The organism is Mycobacterium farcinogenes (genome assembly GCF_019739075.1).
In the GTDB taxonomy this organism is placed as follows: domain Bacteria; phylum Actinomycetota; class Actinomycetes; order Mycobacteriales; family Mycobacteriaceae; genus Mycobacterium; species Mycobacterium senegalense.
This window is the reverse complement of the sequence record NZ_CP081673.1, coordinates 1,893,796-1,915,949: the sequence shown is the minus strand read 5'-3', so window position 1 is coordinate 1,915,949 and position 22,154 is coordinate 1,893,796. Positions and strand designations below refer to the sequence as shown.

20 protein-coding genes are annotated in these 22,154 nt (G+C 66.6%); 12 read left to right on the top strand and 8 right to left on the bottom strand.

The window, feature by feature from the left end; all coding sequences use genetic code 11:
* The first annotated feature begins 51 nt into the window (after window positions 1–51).
* The gene (locus tag K6L26_RS09070; protein WP_019347570.1) at window positions 52–1,137 is read left to right on the top strand and encodes a 3-beta-hydroxysteroid dehydrogenase; all 1,086 of its coding nucleotides are present in this window, start codon (window positions 52–54) and stop codon (window positions 1,135–1,137) included.
* Between the two features lie 3 nt (window positions 1,138–1,140).
* On the opposite strand, the gene K6L26_RS09065 is transcribed toward K6L26_RS09070, so the two are convergent.
* The gene (locus K6L26_RS09065; RefSeq protein ID WP_019347569.1) at window positions 1,141–1,416 is read right to left on the bottom strand and encodes a dsRBD fold-containing protein; all 276 of its coding nucleotides are present in this window, start codon (window positions 1,414–1,416) and stop codon (window positions 1,141–1,143) included.
* 1 nt (window position 1,417) lies between these two features.
* Complete coding sequence (locus K6L26_RS09060) at window positions 1,418–2,491, bottom strand: tellurite resistance/C4-dicarboxylate transporter family protein (protein ID WP_221852983.1); 1,074 nt, start codon at window positions 2,489–2,491, stop codon at window positions 1,418–1,420.
* Window positions 2,492–2,628: 137 nt separating this feature from the next.
* Between K6L26_RS09060 and K6L26_RS09055 the strand changes: the two genes are divergently transcribed.
* From K6L26_RS09055 to K6L26_RS09040, 4 genes are all read left to right on the top strand, one after another.
* Window positions 2,629–4,179, top strand: a complete 1,551-nt coding sequence (locus K6L26_RS09055) for an arylsulfatase (protein ID WP_221852982.1) — start codon at window positions 2,629–2,631, stop codon at window positions 4,177–4,179.
* A 136-nt stretch (window positions 4,180–4,315) separates the two neighbouring features.
* Window positions 4,316–5,860, top strand: coding sequence for an arylsulfatase (locus K6L26_RS09050; RefSeq protein ID WP_064899166.1), 1,545 nt, complete (start codon window positions 4,316–4,318; stop codon window positions 5,858–5,860).
* A 1-nt stretch (window position 5,861) separates the two neighbouring features.
* Window positions 5,862–6,761 carry an HAD family hydrolase gene (locus K6L26_RS09045; protein ID WP_221852981.1) on the top strand — a complete coding sequence of 300 codons (900 nt, stop codon included), beginning with the start codon at window positions 5,862–5,864 and terminating at the stop codon, window positions 6,759–6,761.
* The gene (locus K6L26_RS09040; protein ID WP_221852980.1) at window positions 6,754–7,650 is read left to right on the top strand and encodes a formylglycine-generating enzyme family protein; all 897 of its coding nucleotides are present in this window, start codon (window positions 6,754–6,756) and stop codon (window positions 7,648–7,650) included. The genes K6L26_RS09045 and K6L26_RS09040 overlap by 8 nt, the downstream gene beginning before the upstream one ends.
* A gap of 48 nt (window positions 7,651–7,698) precedes the next feature.
* On the opposite strand, the gene K6L26_RS09035 is transcribed toward K6L26_RS09040, so the two are convergent.
* Together K6L26_RS09035 and K6L26_RS09030 are read right to left on the bottom strand one after the other, a co-directional pair.
* Window positions 7,699–9,453, bottom strand: coding sequence for a hypothetical protein (locus K6L26_RS09035; protein WP_221852979.1), 1,755 nt, complete (start codon window positions 9,451–9,453; stop codon window positions 7,699–7,701).
* A 367-nt stretch (window positions 9,454–9,820) separates the two neighbouring features.
* Window positions 9,821–10,390, bottom strand: coding sequence for a TetR/AcrR family transcriptional regulator (locus K6L26_RS09030; protein WP_036394628.1), 570 nt, complete (start codon window positions 10,388–10,390; stop codon window positions 9,821–9,823).
* 165 nt (window positions 10,391–10,555) lie between these two features.
* Here K6L26_RS09030 and K6L26_RS09025 point away from each other — a divergent pair, with 165 nt between their 5' ends.
* Window positions 10,556–11,755: a cytochrome P450 gene (locus tag K6L26_RS09025; protein WP_221852978.1), complete on the top strand. Its 1,200-nt coding sequence runs from the start codon at window positions 10,556–10,558 to the stop codon at window positions 11,753–11,755.
* A 12-nt stretch (window positions 11,756–11,767) separates the two neighbouring features.
* Here the strand turns inward: K6L26_RS09025 and K6L26_RS31670 are convergent, their stop codons facing one another.
* Window positions 11,768–12,238 (bottom strand): hypothetical protein, encoded by a 471-nt coding sequence (locus K6L26_RS31670; protein ID WP_245008712.1) that lies wholly within the window; start codon window positions 12,236–12,238, stop codon window positions 11,768–11,770.
* Window positions 12,239–12,433: 195 nt separating this feature from the next.
* Here K6L26_RS31670 and K6L26_RS09015 point away from each other — a divergent pair, with 195 nt between their 5' ends.
* From K6L26_RS09015 to K6L26_RS09000, 4 genes are all read left to right on the top strand, one after another.
* The gene (locus tag K6L26_RS09015; RefSeq protein WP_076211482.1) at window positions 12,434–13,504 is read left to right on the top strand and encodes a cholesterol dehydrogenase/isomerase; all 1,071 of its coding nucleotides are present in this window, start codon (window positions 12,434–12,436) and stop codon (window positions 13,502–13,504) included.
* Window positions 13,501–14,265, top strand: coding sequence for an SDR family NAD(P)-dependent oxidoreductase (locus K6L26_RS09010; RefSeq protein WP_019346968.1), 765 nt, complete (start codon window positions 13,501–13,503; stop codon window positions 14,263–14,265). The genes K6L26_RS09015 and K6L26_RS09010 overlap by 4 nt, the downstream gene beginning before the upstream one ends.
* Window positions 14,262–15,107 (top strand): SDR family NAD(P)-dependent oxidoreductase, encoded by an 846-nt coding sequence (locus K6L26_RS09005; protein WP_019346969.1) that lies wholly within the window; start codon window positions 14,262–14,264, stop codon window positions 15,105–15,107. Before K6L26_RS09010 ends, K6L26_RS09005 begins: the two co-directional genes overlap by 4 nt.
* 64 nt (window positions 15,108–15,171) lie before the next feature.
* The gene (locus tag K6L26_RS09000; protein WP_065064193.1) at window positions 15,172–16,371 is read left to right on the top strand and encodes an AI-2E family transporter; all 1,200 of its coding nucleotides are present in this window, start codon (window positions 15,172–15,174) and stop codon (window positions 16,369–16,371) included.
* On the opposite strand, the gene K6L26_RS08995 is transcribed toward K6L26_RS09000, so the two are convergent.
* Complete coding sequence (locus K6L26_RS08995) at window positions 16,349–17,161, bottom strand: dienelactone hydrolase family protein (protein WP_221853359.1); 813 nt, start codon at window positions 17,159–17,161, stop codon at window positions 16,349–16,351. The two genes, K6L26_RS09000 and K6L26_RS08995, sit on opposite strands and share 23 nt — an antisense overlap.
* A gap of 11 nt (window positions 17,162–17,172) precedes the next feature.
* The gene (locus K6L26_RS08990) at window positions 17,173–17,811 is read right to left on the bottom strand and encodes a DUF4245 domain-containing protein (RefSeq protein WP_019346972.1); all 639 of its coding nucleotides are present in this window, start codon (window positions 17,809–17,811) and stop codon (window positions 17,173–17,175) included.
* A gap of 55 nt (window positions 17,812–17,866) precedes the next feature.
* Between K6L26_RS08990 and glpX the strand changes: the two genes are divergently transcribed.
* Together glpX and K6L26_RS08980 are read left to right on the top strand one after the other, a co-directional pair.
* A complete protein-coding gene (gene glpX / locus K6L26_RS08985) occupies window positions 17,867–18,895 on the top strand; it encodes a class II fructose-bisphosphatase (protein ID WP_036394618.1) in 1,029 nt (342 codons plus the stop codon).
* A gap of 16 nt (window positions 18,896–18,911) precedes the next feature.
* Window positions 18,912–20,321 (top strand): class II fumarate hydratase, encoded by a 1,410-nt coding sequence (locus K6L26_RS08980; RefSeq protein WP_064899182.1) that lies wholly within the window; start codon window positions 18,912–18,914, stop codon window positions 20,319–20,321.
* A gap of 77 nt (window positions 20,322–20,398) precedes the next feature.
* Here K6L26_RS08980 and K6L26_RS08975 read toward each other — a convergent pair whose 3' ends face one another.
* Entirely contained in the window at window positions 20,399–22,123 is a 1,725-nt protein-coding gene (locus K6L26_RS08975; RefSeq protein WP_275083411.1) for a sensor histidine kinase, read from the bottom strand.
* Window positions 22,124–22,154 lie beyond the last annotated feature (31 nt).

The window sequence follows — 22,154 nt, the reverse complement described above, 5'->3', positions numbered from 1 at the left end:
GTCTCGCGGTTCGCGGTCGAAACTGGAACCTGTTTCAGTTAAGCTGCCGGCATGGGTGACGCATCTCTGACCACTGAACTCGGCCGCGTCCTGGTCACCGGCGGCTCCGGCTTCGTCGGCGCCAACCTGGTGACCGAGCTGCTCGACCGCGGACATACGGTGCGCTCGTTCGACCGCGCACCATCACCGCTGGGCGCCCACGCGGGCCTTGAGGTCGTCGAGGGCGACATCTGCGACAAGCAGACCGTGGCCGCAGCCGTCCAGGACATCGACACCGTCATCCACACCGCGGCCATCATCGACCTGATGGGCGGCGCCTCGGTCACCGAGGAGTACCGCCAGCGCAGCTTCGCCGTCAACGTAGAAGGCACCAAGAACCTGGTGCACGCCTCCCAGGAGGCCGGCGTCCAACGCTTCGTCTACACCGCCTCCAACAGCGTGGTGATGGGTGGACAGGACATCGTCAACGGCGACGAGACCATGCCGTACACCAACCGGTTCAACGACCTGTACACCGAGACCAAGGTCGTGGCGGAGAAGTTCGTCCTCTCCCAGAACGGTGAGCAGGGCATGTTGACGTGTTCGATCCGGCCCAGCGGAATCTGGGGCCGCGGCGATCAGACCATGTTCCGCAAGGTGTTCGAGAACGTACTGGCCGGGCACGTCAAGGTGCTCGTCGGCAACAAGAACATCAAGCTGGACAACTCCTACGTGCACAACCTGATCCACGGGTTCATCCTGGCCGGCGAGCACCTGGTCCCCGGCGGCACCGCGCCCGGCCAGGCCTACTTCATCAACGACGGCGAGCCCATCAACATGTTCGAGTTCGCCCGTCCCGTCCTCGCCGCCTGCGGCCGCCCGCTGCCCAACTTCCGGGTGTCAGGACGCCTGGTGCACAAGGCGATGATGGCCTGGCAGTGGCTGCACTTCAAGTTCGGCCTGCCCGAGCCGTTGATCGAACCCCTTGCGGTGGAACGGCTTTACCTCAACAACTACTTCGCGCTCGCCAAAGCCCGGCGCGACCTGGGCTACGAACCGTTGTTCACCACTGAGCAAGCCATGGCCGAGTGCATGCCCTACTACGTCGATCTTTTCCGCCAGATGGAGTCCGGGGCCAAACAGTCCGTCCCCGCATAGCGGTCAGCGGTACAGGTGCACCGGGTGGTGCGTCGACTGCTCGATACGTGCCGAGGCGGCATGCAGTAGATCGCTGCCCAGCGCGATGAGCGCACGAGCCGCCGCGATCTCCTCACCGATCATCGGCGCGCCGGGATCTTTCGGGTTCCGGTACGCGTCTCCGGTGGTGGACATCGTGTCGTCACGCACCTGGGCCCGGGCCGAGGCGTGAGTGTGGATCTCGTCTTCGGAGAACTCGATCTCGACGAGCCATTTGTTGGTCAGATCCTTGTCGTACATGTCAATCACCCTCCACCTTCAAGGGTGCGCTCGATACTTCGCGGGCACCAGACCACAGCGTGACGAAAAGGTGGTGCAGCATGGCCAGGAAGGTCAGCGCCCACACCGCCAGGGCGATCCAACTCTCGATGTAGCCGATACGTTCCACGATCGGCAGCTGGTCGGCCTGGCCGAGGTAATGGCCGCCGACGCCGTACATGCCGAGGGGGAAGACCACACTCCACAGCGTGGCGTCATAGCGCAACGGGATGTGATGGACCCAGTGCCGCCAGATGCCGGCCGCGATCAACGGCGGGATGAGCCAGGCGCCGAAGGCCCAGAAGAACACCGACGCTCCCGCGATCAGGCCACGAGTGGCCGCGACCATCGGCGCGTCGGCCATCTCCACGATCCGCGCTCCGGCCACCACGGTGATGGCGGTGGCCCCCATCGCCACCCAGTACGACGGTGTGAGATCAGCCGGCAGCAGTGGGTACACCAGCAGCCGGACGGCAACGAAGATGCCCGCTGCACCGTACAGAAATATCCCCACCGACCACGAGAACACCGCCAGCAACGCCAATTCGGAACGGCCGGCGGCGATCTGAGGCTGCAGCGCCGCCGCCAGCACCGCGACGGACTGCGAGGCCACCACCCAGATGAACCAGGTGCCGTTGGCGCGCTGGAGCACGGGCCGCACGGCCTGACCGAGCACCGCCGTCCACGGCACCACGTAACCCAGCACCATCCACGCCACCCAACCGATCGCCAGAAGGGTGAACGCCAACCCGTAGTGGCCGTCGGTAGCGAGCCGGGCGCCCAATACACAGGTCGCCGCCACGAACGTGAACATGGCGAAACCGCGACTCGGATCGGTCAAGTCGGCCACGAACTCCCGACGCGCGGTGACGATGCGGGCGACCGTCAGCGCAACCAGCAATACGTACGCGCTCGCCGCCACCCACAGCAACACCACCGAAAGCGCGTGCACGCGGTGATAAGTCATGGCCAGCGACATGATCCCGGTGGCCATGACGAGCGCGAAGTAACCGGGATGCAGGGTGCGCACCGCATCGCGGATCGTCGGCTCACTCATGGCTCGGTCTTACCACCGCACCGACCGGCGAATGCGTAAATATCCGACGACAGGCGGGCGAAGCCATGCAGAGCACGCAACCGAGCGCCTAGGGTCGGAAGCGGGACGGGGTGGATCTGTCGAGGCGAGGAGCCAACATGCCAAACGGCAAACCGAACATCTTGGTGATCTGGGGCGACGACATCGGCATCAGCAATCTCAGTTGCTACAGCGACGGGCTGATGGGCTACCACACCCCGAATATCGACCGCCTGGCCAACGAGGGCATGCGGTTCACCGACTCGTACGGAGAGCAAAGCTGCACCGCGGGACGAGCTGCATTCATCAGTGGACAAAGCGTATACCGCACCGGCATGAGCAAAGTCGGGATACCCGGAGCCGACATCGGCTGGTCCGCTGAGGATCCGACGATCGCCGAACTACTCAAGCCGATGGGATACGCGACCGGGCAGTTCGGCAAGAACCACTTCGGTGATCTGAACAAGTACCTGCCAACCGTCCACGGTTTCGATGAATTCTTCGGAAACCTCTACCACCTCAACGCAGAGGAAGAGCCGGAGAACTTCGACTACCCGCACGAGGACCGGTACCCGCGGCTGTACAACCTGGCCAAACCGCGCGGCGTGCTGAAATGCAAGGCCACCAGCGAGGTCTCCACCGAGCCTGACGACCCGAAGTACGGACCCGTCGGAAAGCAGACCATCGAGGACACCGGACCGCTCAACACCAAGCGGATGGAGACCATCGACGAGGACATCGCCGACGCGACCGTCGACTACATCAAGCGCCAGCACCAGGCCGGCAATCCGTTCTTCGTGTGGTGCAACTTCACTCACATGCACCTCTACACGCACACCAAGCCCGAGAGTCGCGGGCAGGCCGGGCTATGGCAATCGCCGTACCACGACACGATGATCGACCACGATCGGAATGTCGGCACCGTGCTCGATGTCCTCGACGAACTCGGGATCGCCGACGACACCATCGTCATCTACTCGACCGACAACGGTCCGCACCGCAACACCTGGCCCGATGCCGGCACCACTCCGTTCCGCAGCGAAAAGGACACCAACTGGGAAGGTGCGTTCCGGGTACCCGAGTTGATCCGGTGGCCAGGAAAGATCAAGGCGGGCAGCGTCTCCAACGAGATCATCCAGCACCACGACTGGCTGCCCACCCTTCTGGCCGCCGCCGGCGATCCCGACATCGCCGAAAAGCTGAAAAAGGGCCATAAGGCGGGCGCTGACGGAGAAACCGAATACAAGGTGCACATCGATGGCTACAACCTGCTGCCTTATCTGACCGGGGAGGTCGACGAGAGCCCTCGGCGCGGGTTCTTCTACTTCTCCGACGACGGTGATCTGGTGGCGATGCGGTTCGAGAACTGGAAGATCGTCTTCGCCGAACAGCGCTGCCAGGGCACCCTGCGGATCTGGGCCGAACCGTTCACCCCGTTGCGCGTCCCGAAGCTCTTCAATCTGCGCACCGACCCCTACGAGTACGCCGACATCACGTCGAACACGTACTACGAGTGGCTGCTACGCCACGACTACTTCGTGTTCTACGCGACGGCGATGGCGACGAAGTTTCTCGAGACGTTCGAGGAATTCAAGCCACGGCACCCACCGGCCAGCTTCAGCATCGACCACGCGGTCGAGAAGCTGCACGAGTTCCTCGCCAAAGACTGACCGTGCGCGACTTGAGTTTTCCCTGAGAGACGCGCGAGTTCGTCATGAACCCGACCCCCGACGCCTAGCGTCGGGGTAGGTCGGGACTCTGAGGTGCGCGCGTCAACAAGATCCGATAAGAAAGTGAGGCCTGCACATGCCGAACAATCAACCCAACATCCTGGTCATCTGGGGTGACGACATCGGGATCAGCAATCTGTCTTGCTACAGCATGGGTTTGATGGGTTATCGGACGCCGAACATCGACCGGATCGCCCACGAGGGCATGATCTTCACCGACTCCTACGGTGAGCAGAGTTGCACCGCCGGACGGTCCTCTTTCATCACCGGCCAGAGTGTGTACCGCACCGGTCTGTCCAAAGTCGGCATGCCTGGCGTGGACATGGGCATGTCACCGGAAGACCCGACGATCGCGACACTGCTCAAGTCCGTCGGTTATGCCACCGGCCAATTCGGCAAGAACCATCTCGGTGATCTCAACAAGTACCTGCCCACCGCACACGGTTTCGACGAGTTCTTCGGCAACTTGTACCACCTCAACGCCGAGGAAGAGCCCGAAAACCCTGACTACCCAACCGAAGAGGAGGCCCCGCAGCTCCGCGCGAAGATGCTGCCGCGCGGTGTGGTGCATTCCTGGGCCACCGAGGAGGAATCCGATGAGGTCGACCCGCGCTTCGGCCCGTTGGGCAAGCAACGAGTCGAGGACACCGGACCGCTCACCAAGAAGCGCATGGAGACCATCGACGACGAAACCACCGAGGCCTGCATCGACTTCATCACACGCCAGAAAGAAGCGGGCAAGCCGTTCTTCGCCTGGATGAACACCACCCACATGCACTTCCGGACTCACACGAAGCCCGAAAGCCGCGGGCAAGCGGGCCGGTGGCAGTCCGAATACCACGACACGATGGTCGATCACGACCGCAATGTCGGCCAGTTGCTGGACGCGCTCGACGAGTTGGGTATCGCCGAGGACACCATCGTCATCTACTCCACCGACAACGGCCCGCACGCCAACACCTGGCCCGACGGGGCCACCACACCATTCCGCAGCGAGAAGAACACCAACTGGGAAGGCGCCTTCCGGGTTCCGGAGATGATCCGCTGGCCCGGAAAGATCAAGGCCGGTTCCATCTCCAACGAGATCATCCAGCACCACGACTGGCTGCCCACCTTCCTGGCGGCAGCCGGGGACGCTGACATCGTCGAGAAGCTCAAGAAGGGGCACCAGGCCGGCGACCGGACATACAAGGTCCACATCGACGGATACAACCTATTGCCCTATCTGACCGGTGAAGTCGAGAAGAGCCCGCGCCGGGGAATGGTGTATTTCTCCGACGACTGCGACGTGCTCGGTGTCCGGATCGACAACTGGAAGATCGTGTTCATGGAGCAGCGCTGCCAGGGCACACTGCAGATCTGGTTCGAGCCGTTCACCGTCCTGCGGGCGCCCAAGCTGTTCAACCTGCGCACCGATCCGTATGAACGCGCCGATATCACCTCCAACACCTACTGGGACTGGTACTTCGACCACGATTTCCTGGTGTTCATGGCCAACGCCCTGGTCACCCAATTCTTGGAAACCTTCAAGGAATTCCCGCCCCGGCGCGAACCGGCATCGTTCACGATCAAGAACGCCGTAGACCAACTGAACAAGTACCTCGAATCGATCGGCGGCTGAGTTGGGCGTACTACCTTCCTGGAACGACGGCTCCACGAAGTCGGCGATCATCGACTTCGTGGAGCGCGCCTCCACCGACGTGCCGCGCGAGGAACGCGTCGCGGTCTTCGACAACGACGGCACCCTGTGGTGTGAGAAGCCCGCCTACATTCAGCTGGATTTCCTGGTGCGCCGACTGGCCGAACAAGCCGCCGCCGACCCCGCGCTGGCCGCCACCCAGCCGTACACCGCGGCTGCCGCAGGCGACCTAGGCTGGTTCGGCGACGCCGTCACCAAGCACTACAACGGTGATGATTCCGCACTCAAAACCCTTGCTGGCGGCATACTTTCGGCGTACGCCGGGATGACTGTCGAGGATCATGCGGACCGCATCAAGGCGTTCTTCGCCGAGGCGCAGCACCCGACGCTCGGACGTCCGTACACCACGTGCGCCTATCTGCCAATGATCGAGTTGCTCCGGTACCTGGAGGCCAACGGTTTCACCAACTACATCGTTTCCGGTGGCGGGCGTGACTTCATGCGCCCGGTGACAGCGTCGATGTACGGGGTCCCACCGGAGCGGGTGATCGGCAGCTCCGTCGGGTTGGACTTCGTCGACGGCCAACTCAAGACCACGGCCACGCCGGAGTTCCTCAACGACGGCCCGGCCAAGGCGGTGCGTATCTGGGGCCGGATCGGGCGTCGCCCGATCTTCTCCGCGGGCAACTCCAACGGCGACATCCAGATGCTGGAATACACCGCGGCCGGTCGCGGCCCGTCGTTGAGCCTGCTGGTGCGTCACGACGACGCCGCGCGCGAATTCGATTACACCGCAGGCGCTGAGAAGGTGCTAGAGCTCGCTGCCGGACGTGGCTGGACAGTGGCGAGCATGCGCGACGATTGGACGACGGTCTTTGACTGAGCCCGCTCAGACCGATCTGGTCTGGATCCCGGCGCAGACGACGACCCTCGGCTCTGACGCGCACTACCCCGAGGAGGCCCCGGCGCGTGCGGTGGCCACCGAGGGTTTCTGGATCCAGCGCCATCAGGTGACCAACGCCGAGTACGCCGAATTCGTCGACGCCACCGGCTATGTCACCGTCGCCGAACGCCCGGTCGACCCGCAGGACTTCCCCGGCGCCCCACCGGAAAACCTGGTACCCGGCTCGATGGTGTTCCAGCGAACCAGCGGCCCGGTGGATCTACGCCACCTCAACCAATGGTGGGCATGGACGCCGGGCGCATGCTGGAACCACCCGCGCGGACCACGCTCGACGCTGAAGGGCCGCGAACGGCATCCCGTCGTGCACATCGCCTTTGACGACGCCGCCGCATATGCCGAGTGGGCCGGCCTGGAACTGCCGAGCGAGGCCGAGTGGGAGACGGCCGCGCGCGGCGGCCTCTCGAACGCGACCTACACCTGGGGCGACGAGCCGGAGCAGCCTGGTGAGCGCCTGGCGAACTACTGGCACGGCGAGTTCCCCTACCTTCCCGACACCGGTTATGGCACAACGAAACCGGTGGGGAGCTTCGAGCCCAACGGCTACGGCCTGTTCGACATGGCCGGCAACGTCTGGGAGTGGACCATGGACTGGTACGGCGAGGACCGCGCTGCCACGCCGTGCTGCGCTGCCGACACGTACGACCCGAACCAGCCGCAGTTCCAGATCGCCCGCAAGGTGATCAAGGGCGGCTCGTTCCTGTGTGCCGACAGCTACTGCATGCGCTACCGACCTGCTGCCCGGCGGCCACAGATGGTCGATACCGGCATGAGCCACATCGGTTTTCGGTGTGTACGGCACGCCGACTGACTGGGAAGGAAGTGGGCCTCCCGTGACCGAGAGGCCCACTGCCTGCCGCTACGCCGTGGGCGTGGTGCGTTTGCCGTTCTGCCCGTTCGCACCGTTGGCGCCGGCTTTTCCGGTGGCACCCTTCTGACCGGCGCTGCCGGCGCTGCCGCTGGCACCCGATGCGCCGGCCTGGCCGCTCGTGCCCGCAGTTCCGGAAGCCCCGGACGCACCCGTCGCCCCGGTGCTGCCCTTGGTCCCGGTCTTGCCCGAGGTGCCGGCCTTGCCGCCCGATCCGAACATGCCTCCCGAGCCCGCGGCGCCAGCGGAACCACCCTGACCACCAGCGCCACCAGCGCCACCGGCGCCCCCTGCACCTGCAGTACCCGCGCTGCCCGCCGCACCGCCGGAGCCACCTGCACCGCCCGCTCCGGCACCACCTGCCGAGCCAGCCGCACCGCCTGCACCACCGGCTCCACCGGCGCCGCCGAGGCCTCCCAGCCCGGCGGTACCGGGAGGGGCAGCGATGCTGCCGGCGGTCAGACCGCCCTTGCCGCCGTCACCGCCCTTACCACCGTCGGCTCCGGCACCGCCGTTGCCACCGTTACCGGCGTCACCGCCCTGACCACCGGCGCCACCCGAGCCACCGTTGCCACCGTTACCGGCATCGCCGCCCTGACCACCGGCACCGCCCGTACCGCCGGTCCCGCCCTGACCGCCGTTACCGGCCGCCCCGCCGGATCCGAAGATGCCGAACAAGCCTGCGCTGCCGCCATTTCCACCTTTACCGCCGGCGCTGCCCGTACCGCCCGCGGTACCGGTTGCACCCTGGGCACCGTTGCCGCCATTGGCGCCGGCCTGCCCGTTGGTGCCTGCGCCACCGGCCGTGCCGTCTCCACCGTTATGCCCGGCCTGACCGGCCGCGCCCTGCGCACCGTTACCGCCGTTACCGCCCTTGCCACCGTCGGCGCCCCAGGCTCCTACCCCGCCGGTGCCGCCGTTGCCGCCGCTGGCTCCGGGAATGTTCCCGTCGCCGCCGTTACCTCCGGCGCCGCCGACATTGCCGGGGCTGATGTTGCCGTTGCCGTTTCCGCCGTTGCCGCCCGGTGCGCCGGCACCACCATCCTCACCGCTTCGGGACGCCCCCGGCCCGATGCCGCCGGTGCCGTTTTTGCCGGTGGTACCGGCAGTTCCGGTCGGATTCACCCCGTCAGCACCGTCGGCACCATCTTCGCCGTCGATTCCGTCGGCGCCGTTCTCACCGTCTGCACCGTCCGCGCCGTTCGCCCCGTTAGCCCCCTTGGCACCCGTCGAGCCGTTCGTTCCGACAGTGCCCTCGCCACCGTTTCCGCCGGCGCCGCCGCTTCCGAAGAGCGAGAACATCCCGGCGTTGCCGCCGTTGCCACCGTTGCCTCCGTTGACGCCATCACCGCCGCGACCACCGTTGCCGCCGAACGCGCCGGCGGTGCCGCCGTTGCCGCCATTGGCCCCGGCACCGCCGTTGCCCCACAGCATCCCGCCGTTCCCGCCGTTGCACGCGGCACCGGCGCAGTCGGCCGCCGCGTCAAGGCCGTTACCGATCAGCCAACCGCCGTCGCCCACCGCGGGGTCCAGGTTGGCCGCCGCCAGCGCGTTCGGGGTCGGTGCACCGGCGGGCGCCGCGCCACCGTCGTGTTCAAGCCACCAGGCGTCGTCCGCGCCGGGGGCCAATGGGATCGTCACGGAATCGAAGCTGACCAGTTTGACCTCGGCGTTCACCTTGGTCGGTGCCGGCGCCGCCAGCGGTGCATTCGGGGTCGAGAACAGCAAGATGCTTGCTCCCGCCATTGCCACACCGGCGACGCCGGTTGTGACGATCGGACGCGCTGCGGAGCGCGACGTGGTTTTCCTGTGCTTGGCCACAGTCTGAACCCTTTCCTCGCCTAACGTTTCTGCGCACGGGAGACCCTCCCGCGCAGCGGTTTTCACCTGACGCCGACGGGGCCGCCGGCCGAAGAGAAAAGTACTCACCCAAAGTGAGAACGTGTGTCAGTTTGTGATCTTGATTCGATCAATCGCTGCGACCGCAACTATTAGCCGGGACTAATCACCGCGTTGAACAGGGATAATTAGATCCCTGTTGCTAACTACCCCGTCAATACTCGTTCCAGCCGCATGAATGGCATTCGTATCTTGCCCCTGCGAACTACGACCATTAATACGACTGCGCCCCGCCGAACGCGGGCGCGACGAAGCGCCGCAGCATCTGCTGCTCGGTGGCCTCGTCGGGCCCGGGCCAGACCAGCAGCGACAACACAAGACGCACGATCCACGCCGATGCCGCGGGATCGTCCTCGGCCAGCCCGGTGAGCTCGGTGGCGAACGCGGCAGGCACCGGCGATTGCGTCAGATCCGCCATCGCAGCCCCGCTGCGCAACGCGCCGAGCAGCAGCGCGAACATCGGATCGGCGCGAATACGCTGCAGCGCAACGGTAATCGCCGTCAGCACCCGTTCGGATCCGGTCAGTCCGGCGACCGCGCGACGAACTTCCTCCACGATCGAAGCCGCCAACCGCGCGAGCACGGCGTCACGGATCTGGGCCTTACCGCCCGCGTGCCGGTAGATCGTCGCACGGGAGCAATGCACCCGAGCCGCCAGCGCATCGATGTCCAGTGCGTCGAACCCGTCGCGGGCGGCCATCTCCGCAGCCGCGCTGTAGATGCGCTCGGCCGCTTCGACGCGCCGGTCGGCACCGACCAACCAGTCCGTCCGCGCTGGAGACATAACAGCGAACCTATCGCACCTTGAGACAAAATAGCGGAAGTTTCTCACCCCATCCGCAGGTCAACGACACGCCCTGAGACACCCCCATGGCGTCGGCGCGATCGACGGGTATCAACTTGGGCCGACCTCGTTGACTGCCACTGAAATGCCCGCCAACCTGGGCAAATGCTTCTGGCACACGAACTGTTCGAGCCCGCCTGCCTGCAGGATCCGTATCCGCTCTACGACCGGCTGCGGACGCAGGCCCCCGTGGCACAAGTCGGCGACTCGCCCTTCTTCGTGGTCACAGCCTTCGACGCCGTCATCGAGGCCACCGCACGACCCGACGACTTCTCGTCCAACCTGACCGCCACCATGTGGTCCCAACCCGACGGCACCGTCTCCGCATTCGGCATGGGCGAGCCGGGTGCCGACATCCACGTGCTGGCCACTGCCGACGACCCCGTCCACGCCGCTCATCGCAAGTTGGTGCTCCCGCGGATGGCGGCCAAGCGGATCGCCGAACTCGAACCCTTCATCGCCACCCTGGCCGACGACCTGCTGGCCGGCGCGCGCGGGGAGCTCGAGTGGATGTCGATCGTGGCTGATCGGTTGCCCATGCTGGTCGTCGCCCGGCTGCTGGGATTGCCGGCCGCCGATGTGGACCAGCTGGTGAACTGGGCCTACGCCAGCACTCAACTGCTCGACGGACTGGTCGATGCCGACCAGCTCACGGCGTCGGGTATCGCGGCCGTCGAACTCGGCGGGTACCTGACCGAACGGTTCGGCGCAGCATTGGCAAACCCCGGGCCGGATCTACTGGGTGATCTCGCGGCGTACAGCGAGGCCGAACGGGTCTCCCGGGATGCGGCGGTGTTCATGCTGATCCAACTGGTCGGCGCGGGAGCCGAATCGACTGCCTCGTTGATCGGCAGCGCCGTCTTGATCTTGAGTCGCCGACCCGATCTGGCCGAGCGGCTGCGGTGCGAGCCCGCCTTGATCGGCCCGTTTCTGGAAGAGGTGTTGCGGTTCGAGTCCCCGTTTCGGGGCCACTACCGGCATGTGCTGGCCGATACCGAACTGGCGGGCGTGGCGGTGCCCGCCGACAGCCATCTGCTGCTGTTATGGGGCGCAGCCAACCGCGATGAGACGCTGTTCGAAGCCCCGAACGAATTTCGGCTCGAACGGCCGAACATCAAGAATCACGTGGCTTTTGGCAAGGGCGGCCACTTCTGCCTCGGCGCGGCCCTGGCTCGTCTCGAAGCCCGCATCGTGATCGGGGCGCTGCTTTCGACGGGACGCACGATCCGCCCGGCGGGCGATGCCGAATGGCAGCCCAGCCTGCTGGTGCGCCGGCTACGTCAGCTTCCGCTGAGCGTGGAGTGAACTACCCGGAGTTCAGGCAGCGAGCGCGATGCTGTCGTCGTCGACGAACACCAGGCCACCGTCGTCGAGGTTGACGGCCCACCGCCGTGCCGGTCCGACGATTCGCTCGCCGGCGACCTCGACCGCAGTGCCGGCCAAGTCGGCAAAATCTTCCACGACAGTGCCGTGCAATTCTTCGTCAGTCCCCGGATACACAATCACCGAGGAGCCCACAGCAACTTCCTCGGCAATTTCGCCGGAGTCACTGTCGTTAACCCCCGTCGCGATATCTTCGGACATCCCACACCTCCCCAATTGCTGACGCGTGCAACCGAGTACATCACACACGCCTGCGATTGGCTCACTTTCGCCGATACCTACAGCCACACCTTGCATATGTCTCGGGCAAATTTCCAAATCCGCCAACGACGGCCGTTCTCGCAAATGCATCACAGCCAGAGCCACCGCGTGAGACCGGTCACACATAACAATTAACGATGCCATCGTTCAATGGTTTTGAGGCAACCGCAGCAACATTCGCCCGACCCGCGGGTCGCCCCAGTACGACGCGCAAGCATGGGTTGCTGAGGCCCCTCGGGCGAACGGCCCGCGACGCGCTTCCGAATCCGGACCCGATCGAGGTGACACACACCACACCGGCATTCGCTAGTGTTGCAACACGTTCTAGCGAGGAGGTCTATGTCCGACGCTGTTTTGGTTACCGGCGCGTTCGGTCTGGTGGGTTCGGCCGTCGTCAAGACCCTGGCCGCCAACGGACGCACGGTGGTCGCGACCGATCTCGACGTGCCCGCCAACCGCAAAGCCGCGGCCGCACTACCCGCCTCGGTGCAGGTGCGCTGGGCCGATCTGACCGATGCCGCCGCTGTCGACGCCTTGGTGGCGGCCGTCGCACCGGCCGCGATCGTCCACCTCGCCGCGATCATCCCGCCGTTCTGCTACATGCGCCGCGGCCTGGCCCGCAAGGTGAACGTCGAGGCCACCGCATCGCTGCTGCGCGCAGCCGAGGCTCAGCCGGCTCCGCCGCGGTTCGTGCAGGCCTCCAGCATCGCCGTCTACGGAGCCCGCAATCCGCACCACATAGACGACGTCCTGACCCCCGATACCCCGGTCAACCCGTCCGACATCTACGGCGCGCACAAGGTCGAGGCCGAGGCACTGGTCCGGGCATCGAAGCTGGAGTGGCTGATCCTGCGGCTCGGCGGGGTGATGAGCTCCGAGTTCAGCCTCGACATGGACGTCGACCTCATCTCGTTCGAGAGCGTGCTGCCCGCCGACGGGCGACTCCAGACCGTCGACGTGCGTGACGTCGCAGCGGCTTTCGTCGCCGCCACCACGGTCGACACAACCGCTGAAGTGCTGTTGATCGGCGGGGACGCCGCAACGCACCGGCACATCCAGTCCGCGGTCGGCTCGCAGGCGGCCGCGGCGATGGGAATCAAGGGCGGCCTCCCGACCGGGCGGCCCGGCAACCCCGACGACGACGCCGCCTGGTTCGCCACCGACTGGATGGACACCAGCCGCGCGCAGGAGGTCCTCGGCTTCCAGCACCACTCGTGGCCCCAACTGCTGGCCGACACCAGGGCCAACGCCGGATGGAAGCGCTTCCCGATCGGCCTGGCAGCACCCCTCATCCGGGCATTCCTGCGGTCGAAGTCGGCATACAAAAACTACCCCGGGCAGGTGGCCGACCCGTGGAACGCGATCGACAAGAAGTGGGGCGATCATCAACCCGACGGGAGCCAGGCATGACCACGGAACGTGTGGCGATCATCATCGGCGGGGCCTCGGGCATCGGTTGGGCCAGCGCGCAGGCCTTGGCTGCCGAAGGCTGCCGCATCGTGGTGGCCGACCGTGACGCCGACGGAGCAGCCGCCCGGGCCGCGCAGCTCGGTGCACCGCACACCAGCTCCTATGTCGAGGTCACCGACGAGGACGCGGTGCAGAAGTTGTTCGAATCCGTCGGCCCGGTCGACATCGTGGTCAACTGCGCGGGCTTCAGCAACGTCGGCCTGATCACCGACCTGGAGGTCGAGGACTTCCGCGCCGTCGTCGACGTCTGCCTCAACGGCGGGTTCATCGTCGCCAAACACGCGGGCCGCAACCTGCCCGAAGGCGGTGTCCTGGTGTCGATTTCGTCGCTCAACGGACGCCAGCCCGCAGCCGGTATGAGCGCCTACTGCGCGGCCAAGGCCGGGTTGTCGATGCTGACACAGGTAGCCGCGCTGGAGATGGGACCGCGCGGCATCCGGGTCAACGCGATCGCTCCGGGGTTCGTGAAGACCCCGCTGACCGATCCCGCGGCGATGATCCCCGGCGTGGTCGAGGAGTACGTCGAGAACACCGCGCTCGGTCGCAGCGGGACACCTGAAGACATCGCTGCGGCCGTGGTCTTCCTGTGTTCACCGCAGGCGTCGTGGCTGACGGGCGAGGTGCTCGACCTCAACGGCGGCGCGCACCTCAAGCGCTATCCGGACGTTCTGGGCCACGTGATGAAGCTGGCTCAGGCGTGACATCTCTGGCCGGCAAGCAGGCGATCGTCACCGGCGCCGGATCCGGCATCGGCGCGGCCCTGTGCCGCGCGCTGTCGGGCGCAGGCGCAGAGGTGCTCTGCACCGATATCGACGAGGCCGCGGCGGCACGTACCGCAGCGGCGCTGCCAGCTCGATCGGCCCGCCTCGACGTCACTGACGCCGCCGCCGTGCAAGCCGCCGTCGACTCCGTGGTGGAGCGCTCCGGGCGCCTCGACCTGATGTTCAACAACGCCGGCATCGTGTGGGGCGGGGACACCGAACTGCTCACGCTGGACCAGTGGAACGCGATCATCGACATCAACGTGCGCGGCGTCGTCCACGGTGTCGCCGCGGCGTACCCGCAGATGATCCGGCAGGGCCACGGCCACATCATCAACACCGCATCGATGGCCGGACTGGCCGCCGCGGGCCAGCTGACCAGCTATGTGATGACCAAGCATGCCGTCGTCGGGTTGTCCCTGGCGCTGCGTTCGGAGGCCGCCGCCCACGGCGTGGGCGTGCTGGCGGTCTGCCCGGCCGCGGTCGAAACCCCGATCCTGGACAAGGGCGCGGTCGGCGGCTTCGTCGGCCGCGACTACTTCCTGCAGGGCCAGGGCGTCAAAACCGCCTACGACGCCGACCGACTGGCTGCCGACACGCTGCGCGCCATCGAACGCAACAAGGCGATCCTGGTCAAACCCCGTCGCGCCCACGCCTCCTGGCTGTTCGCCCGCCTGGCACCCGGGCTGATGCAGCGCATGTCCACGAAGTTCGTCGCCTCCCAGCGGGCCGGTCAGGCCGCGCACCGCACGCCCGCGGGCCCCAGCGTCACGCTGGAGTGACGCTCAATGCCGACCGTCACGCCAGCGTGACGATAGGGTCAGCCCAATGGCGGGAAGGGACCCGATGAAAGACGAGTTCACCCTCACCCAGAAGCGGGCGCTCGCGGTCGTCACGGTGCTGGCGGTGCTGCTCGGCGCCTACTTCCTGCGCGGCTTCTTCGTCCTGATCGTGATGGCCGCGGTCGGCGCCTATCTGTTCACCCCGCTCTACCAACGGTTTCAGCGCCGCATGGGCACCGGACTCTCGGCCACGCTGACCGTCCTGGTCGCCATCCTCATGGTGATCATCCCGGTCGCGCTGGTGGTGTTCATGGCCATCGTCCAGGTGACCCAGCTGGTGAACACGGTAAGCACCTGGATCGCCGAGACCGATATCAGCACGCTGGGCGACCGAACCCTGCAATTGGTCAACTCACTGCTGGGCCGGGTGCCGTTCCTCGACATCCACCTCACCGCGGATTCGTTGCGCGACACCGTGGTCAAGCTCTCGCAGCACCTCGGCGAATGGTTGCTGGGCATTCTGCAGGGCGCGGTGGGCGGCATGGTCGGCGCCATCACCGCGTCGATCATCTTCCTGTACGTGTTCATCTCGATGCTGGTCAACAACGCCGAGATGGCCACACTGATCCGGCGGCTGAACCCGCTCGGCGAGGAGATCACCGACCTGTACCTGGCCAAGACCGGCGCCATGGTGAAGGGAACGGTCAAGGGCCAGTTCGTGATCGCGTTCTGTCAGGGCGTGGCCGGGGCCATCTCCATCTACATCGCCGGCTTCCACAACGGGTTCTTCGTCTTCGCGATTCTGCTGACCGCGCTGTCGGTGATCCCGCTCGGCGGCGGCATCGTCACCATTCCGTTCGGCATCGGAATGATGTTCTTCGGCAACATCATCGGCGGCATCTTCGTGGTCGCCTTCCACCTACTGGTGGTCACCAACATCGACAACCTGCTGCGCCCGTGGCTGGTGCCCAAAGCCGCCCGGCTGGACCCCGCGCTCATGCTGCTCGCGGTGTTCGCCGGCATCTCGATGTTCGGCTTCTTCGGTCTGGTGATCGGGCCGGTGCTGATGATCATCATCGTCACCACGGTCAGCGTGTACCTGGCGGTCTTCAAGGGCGTCGAGCTCGAGACGACAGAACCCGACGAACCCGGTCAGCGGCCGTGGCGACGGGTGTGGGACTGGTTCCAGAAACGGCTCGGGCGCGGGAAGGCCGGGCCCCGAGCCGAACCCGAAGCCGAAGCTAAGCCGTCAACCGCTCAGTGAGGAACGCCACCACGCGCTTACGCGCCTCGTACGCGGGGTGCCCGTCGACCTCGCGGACCTGATCGGTCAGTACGGAGTGGGCCGACGCCGGGATACCGTCGGTGTTGCCCTTCTTCGAGTTGATCTCGATGACCTCGAACGCGTCACCGAGCCGGGCCTTGAGGGTGGCGAACCGCTCCCCCGGGGCCATCTTGTCCTCGCTGAACCGCAGGGCCAACGCGCACAGTCCGTCGTTGGCGGCGCGCTGTTCGACGATCTTCAGCTCGGCCTCCGACAGGCCCGGATCGCGTTTCTGTGCCGCAGTCAGCGGTACGGGCACCGACGGCTGACTCAGCACCGGAGCCAGCACGCTGTCGTCCACCGCCGCGGCGAGCGCGAACCCGCCCGTGAAGCACTGCCCGATGACGCCGACGCCCTTACCCGGAGTGTTGGCGTTGAGGTCGCGGGCCAGCGCCCGCAGGTAGTGCGCGACAGGACGGTCGGCGTTCGTCGCGAAGGCCGCGAATTCCTTTGTCACACAGGCCTTCAGCATGACCGGGATGGCGCCGGGGCGCACCGCTGCCGCGCCCGGGGTGCCGAACAGCGACGGCGCGGCCACCGTGAAACCGTTGTCCACCAGATGGTTGCCCAACGCGAGCACACCGGGGTGCAGGCCGGGGATCTCCGGAATCAAGACCACGCCGGGGCCTTCGCCCTTGCGGTACACGTCGTAGGTCTGATCGGCTGCGGTGAACGGGGCGGCGGTCCACCCGGAGAGATCTGCAACTGGCGACGACAACACGGGCTCCATCCGTTGGTGCGTCACGGCCTCTTGATCGGCAGCGGCGACTGCTTCTGCGTCGCACTCGCCAGCGTACGGTACTCATCGGTACCACCGGCGCCCGTGATGGCCACCTGCGCCGGTCCGCTCAGCTTGGTCGTCCACACCGGCTCCGGGTCGCTGCTCTCGTAGACCACCCAGGTCACCCCGTCGACGTCCTGGGTGCCCGACGCATACGAATCCGGCTTGATCGAGGCCACCAGCGCCGCCTCATCGGCATTGCTCTGGGTCAGGCTCAGGTACTTGCCGCTGGGTGCCAGGTAGCCGATGCGCGAGGACACCGCGCGGCCGTGCTGGCCATCGGGCAGGGTCAGCCCGCCGTCGATACCGTGGCGACTCCCGGAATTGGGCTGCCAGCCCTCGGGCAGCTGCGGCAGCCGGATGGGAATCTTCAACGCTTCCGCGTCGGCCTGCAGAGCGGCCGGGGCATCGAATTCCGGCGGCGGACCCACCCCGGGCCCACCCGCTTGAAACGAACACATGCCCAGCAATCCGGCCAGTACGATGCAGGCCACCACCAGCGGGGCCATCGACCAGAACATATCCCGGCCGTCCTGCAGCAACCGCGACTTCTCCGGCTTCGGGACCGGAGTTGGCTGAGGAGTCGGCTCGGAGGACATGCTCGTCAGTATCCCAGCTCCCAAACCCTGACCACGTTCTGGGACAATCTGGGCCATGAGTCCCACGCGGGGGGAAGCCCCGGATCGCAACCTTGCCCTCGAACTCGTCCGGGTGACCGAGGCCGGCGCCATGGCAGCAGGCCGCTGGGTCGGCCGCGGTGACAAGGAGGGCGGCGACGGGGCAGCCGTCGACGCCATGCGCGAGCTGGTCAACTCGGTGTCGATGCGCGGCGTCGTGGTGATCGGCGAGGGCGAAAAAGACGAAGCACCGATGCTCTACAACGGTGAAGAGGTCGGCAACGGCGACGGGCCGGATTGCGACTTCGCCGTCGACCCCATCGACGGCACCACCCTGATGAGCAAAGGCATGCCCAATGCCATCTCGGTCCTGGCCGTCGCCGAACGCGGTGCCATGTTCGACCCGTCGGCCGTGTTCTACATGAACAAGATCGCCGTCGGCCCCGACAGCGCCGACGCCATCGACATCACCGCCCCGATCGGCGAGAACATCCGGCGGGTCGCCAAGGTGCGCGGCGCCTCGGTGAGCGATCTGACCGTGTGCATCCTGGACCGGCCACGGCACGCCCAGCTGATCGAGGACACCCGCGCCGCGGGCGCCCGTATCCGGCTGATCACCGACGGCGACGTCGCCGGCGCGATCTCGGCCTGCCGCCCCAACTCGGGCACCGACATCCTGGCCGGTATCGGCGGTACGCCCGAGGGCATCATCGCCGCCGCGGCGATCCGCTGCATGGGCGGCGCGATCCAGGCCCAGCTGGCCCCGACCGACGACGCCGAGCGGCAGAAGGCCATCGACGCCGGCTACGACCTCGACCAGGTGCTGTCCACCGAGGACCTGGTCTCGGGCGAGAACGTCTTCTTCTGCGCGACGGGCGTCACCGACGGCGACCTGCTCAAGGGCGTGCAGTACTACCCCGGCGGCTGCACCACGCAGTCCATCGTGATGCGGTCCAAGTCCGGCACCGTCCGGATGATCGAGGCCTACCACCGGCTGGCCAAGCTCAACGAATACTCCGCCATCGACTTCACCGGCGACAAGACCGCCGCCTACCCGCTCCCGTAAACCGAGAAAGGCACGCATGAGCACCGACAACGCTGTCGAATACCGCATCGAGCACGACACCATGGGCGAGGTCCGGGTGCCGGTCAACGCCTTGTGGCGGGCACAGACCCAGCGGGCCGTGGAGAACTTCCCGATCTCCTTCCGCGGCCTGGAACGCACCCAGATCCGGGCGCTGGGCCTGCTGAAGGCGGCCTGTGCCCAGGTCAACAAGGACCTGGGCCTGCTGGCCGCCGAGAAGGCCGATGCCATCATCGCGGCGGCCGGCGAGATCGCCGACGGCCTGCACGACGACCAGTTCCCGATCGACGTGTTCCAGACCGGTTCGGGCACCAGCTCCAACATGAACGCCAACGAGGTGATCGCCTCGATCGCCGCTCGCAACGGTGTGACCGTGCACCCGAACGACGACGTGAACATGTCGCAGAGCTCCAACGACACGTTCCCGACCGCGACCCACATCGCGGCCACCGAAGCCGCTGTGCGCCACCTGATCCCGGCGCTCGAGGTGCTGCACGAGTCGCTGGCCGCCAAGGCCAAGCAGTGGAAGACCGTGGTGAAGTCCGGCCGCACCCACCTGATGGACGCGGTGCCGGTGACGCTGGGCCAGGAGTTCGGCGGTTACGCCCGTCAGATCGAGGCCGGCATCGAACGGGTCAAGGCCACCCTCCCCCGCCTCGGTGAGCTGGCCATCGGCGGGACCGCGGTGGGCACCGGGCTCAACGCGCCCGACGGCTTCGGCGCCAAGGTGGTCGAGGTGCTGGTGAACCAGACCGGCCTGGCCGAATTGCGCACTGCCGCAGATTCGTTCGAGGCTCAGGCGGCCCGCGACGGGCTGGTCGAGGCGTCCGGTGCGCTCAAGACCATCGCGGCGTCGCTGACCAAGATCGCCAACGACGTGCGCTGGATGGGCTCGGGCCCGCTGACCGGCCTGGGCGAGATCCAGCTGCCGGATCTGCAGCCGGGCAGCTCGATCATGCCGGGCAAGGTCAATCCCGTTCTGCCCGAGGCGGTTACCCAGGTGGCCGCGCAGGTCATCGGCAACGACGCCGCCGTCACCGTCGGTGGCCTGTCCGGTGCGTTCGAGCTCAACGTGTACATCCCGATGATGGCGCGCAACGTGCTGGAATCGTTCACCCTATTGTCCAACGTCTCCCGGTTGTTCGCCGAGAAGTGCATCGACGGCTTGGTGGCCAACGAGGAGCACCTGCGCACCCTGGCCGAGTCCTCGCCGTCGATCGTGACGCCGCTGAACTCGGCGATCGGGTACGAGGAGGCCGCCAAGGTCGCCAAGCAGGCGTTGAAGGAGAAGAAGACCATCCGTCAGACCGTGATCGACCGCGGCCTGATCGGCGACAAGCTGAGCGAGGCCGAACTGGACAAGCGCCTCGATGTGCTCGCCATGGCGAAGGTCAAAGACGGGGAATAATCCCCCCGCGAGCAGACGTAAATGTCCCCGCACGCCCGGCGTGTCGGGGACATTTGCGTCTGCTCGGCAGGAGGGCGCTAGTCGGGAAGTGGTGCGGCCCAACGCAACACGGTGCCGCCACCAGGGCGGTCCGTGATGGTGAACCGGCCCCCGGCATCCACCGCGCGGGCCCGTAGGTTGCCCAAGCCGCTCTCGGTCACCTCGGCGGCGATCCCGCAGCCGTTGTCGGACACCTCGATGGACAAGTCGTCGGCGACGTCGACGACAACGCTGAGTTCGGTTGCACCCGAATGCCGTACCGCGTTGCTGATCGCCTCCCGCAACACCGCCTCGGCATGGTCGGCCAGGGGCACGTCGACCACCGACAAGGGACCGACGAACCGGGTGCTGATGTGGAGTGGCGCGTCGGCGAACTGGGCGATCACCTCATCGAGCCGCTGCCGTAGCCGCGTCGTACCCGCCTGCCCGCCGTGCAGATCGAAGATGGCCGTGCGGATCTCCTGGATCACCGCCTGCAGGTCATCGACCGTGCTGGTGAGCCGTTGCCGGATCTCCGGGGACTGCGTGCGCGGGATCGTGCCCTGCAGCGACAGGCCCAGCGCGAACAGCCGCTGGATCACGTGATCGTGCAGATCCCGGGCGATGCGATCGCGATCGGCCAGGATCTCCAGTTCCCGCACAGTGCGCTGGGAGCTGGCCAACTGCCAGGCCACCGCGGCCTGGTCGGCGAACGCCGCAGCCATGTCGAGCTGTTCGGCGGTGAAATTGCGCGCGCCGTCGGCGCGGACGGCCACCAGTACCCCGGCGACGGTGTCGACGGCACGCAGCGGCAACACCAGCGCCGGACCACCCGAACCGTCCAGCTCGAGGCGGTCCAGCCGGTGCGGCGTGCCGTCGCGGAACGCCGCCCCCACCGCGTCCTCCGTGGTACCTCGTCCCAGTGGAATCGAGTCGATCCGGGTCGGGCTGCCCGCGGTGGCAGCCACTACCAGAGCTTCGGCCTCGCCGACGGGCACGTCGCTGTCCGGCACCGCGACCACGATGCGGTCGGCACCGGTCAGTGTGAGGACTTCATCGGCGACCATCCGGAACACCGTGGCCGGATCGGTGCCGCCCAGTAATTCGGTGCCGATATCGCGGGTGGCCGCGATCCAGGCCTGACGGTCGCGGGACAGCTGGTAGAGCCGGGCGTTCTCCACGGCCACACCGGCGGCCGCTGCCAGCGCCTCCACCAGTACCTCGTCATCCTCGCTGAACGGCTGTCCGTTCATCTTGTCGGTGAGGTAGAGGTTGCCGAACACCTCGTCGCGAATCCGCACCGGGACACCGAGAAAAGTCCGCATCGGCGGGTGGTTCGGCGGGAACCCGACCGACGCCGGGTGCTGGTGGATGTCGTCGAGCCGGATCGGTTTCGGATCGTCGATCAGCACGCCGAGCACACCGCGCCCCTCGGGCAAATGCCCGATGAGAGCCCGGGTTTCGTCGTCGATGCCCTGGTAGACGAACTCGGTCAGCTCGTGATCGTCGCCGCGAACACCCAACGCACCGTAGCCGGCGTCGACCAGCTCGATCGCGGTACGCACGATGGTGCTCAGGGTTACCTCGAGGTCCAGGCCCGAGGTCACCGCAAGCATGGCCTCGACCAGGCCGTCAATCCGGTCGCGACCGGTGATGATCTCCTCGACCCGGTCCTGGACCTCGGTGAGCAGTTCACGCAGTCGCAATTGCGACAGAGTGTCGCGCAACTGCGGAGTCCGCTGTTCGTCGTTCGGCCGCGCCCCGTGCCGATTCATGTCCACCATGCTGGCACTACCGGCTGCAGCACACCAAGCT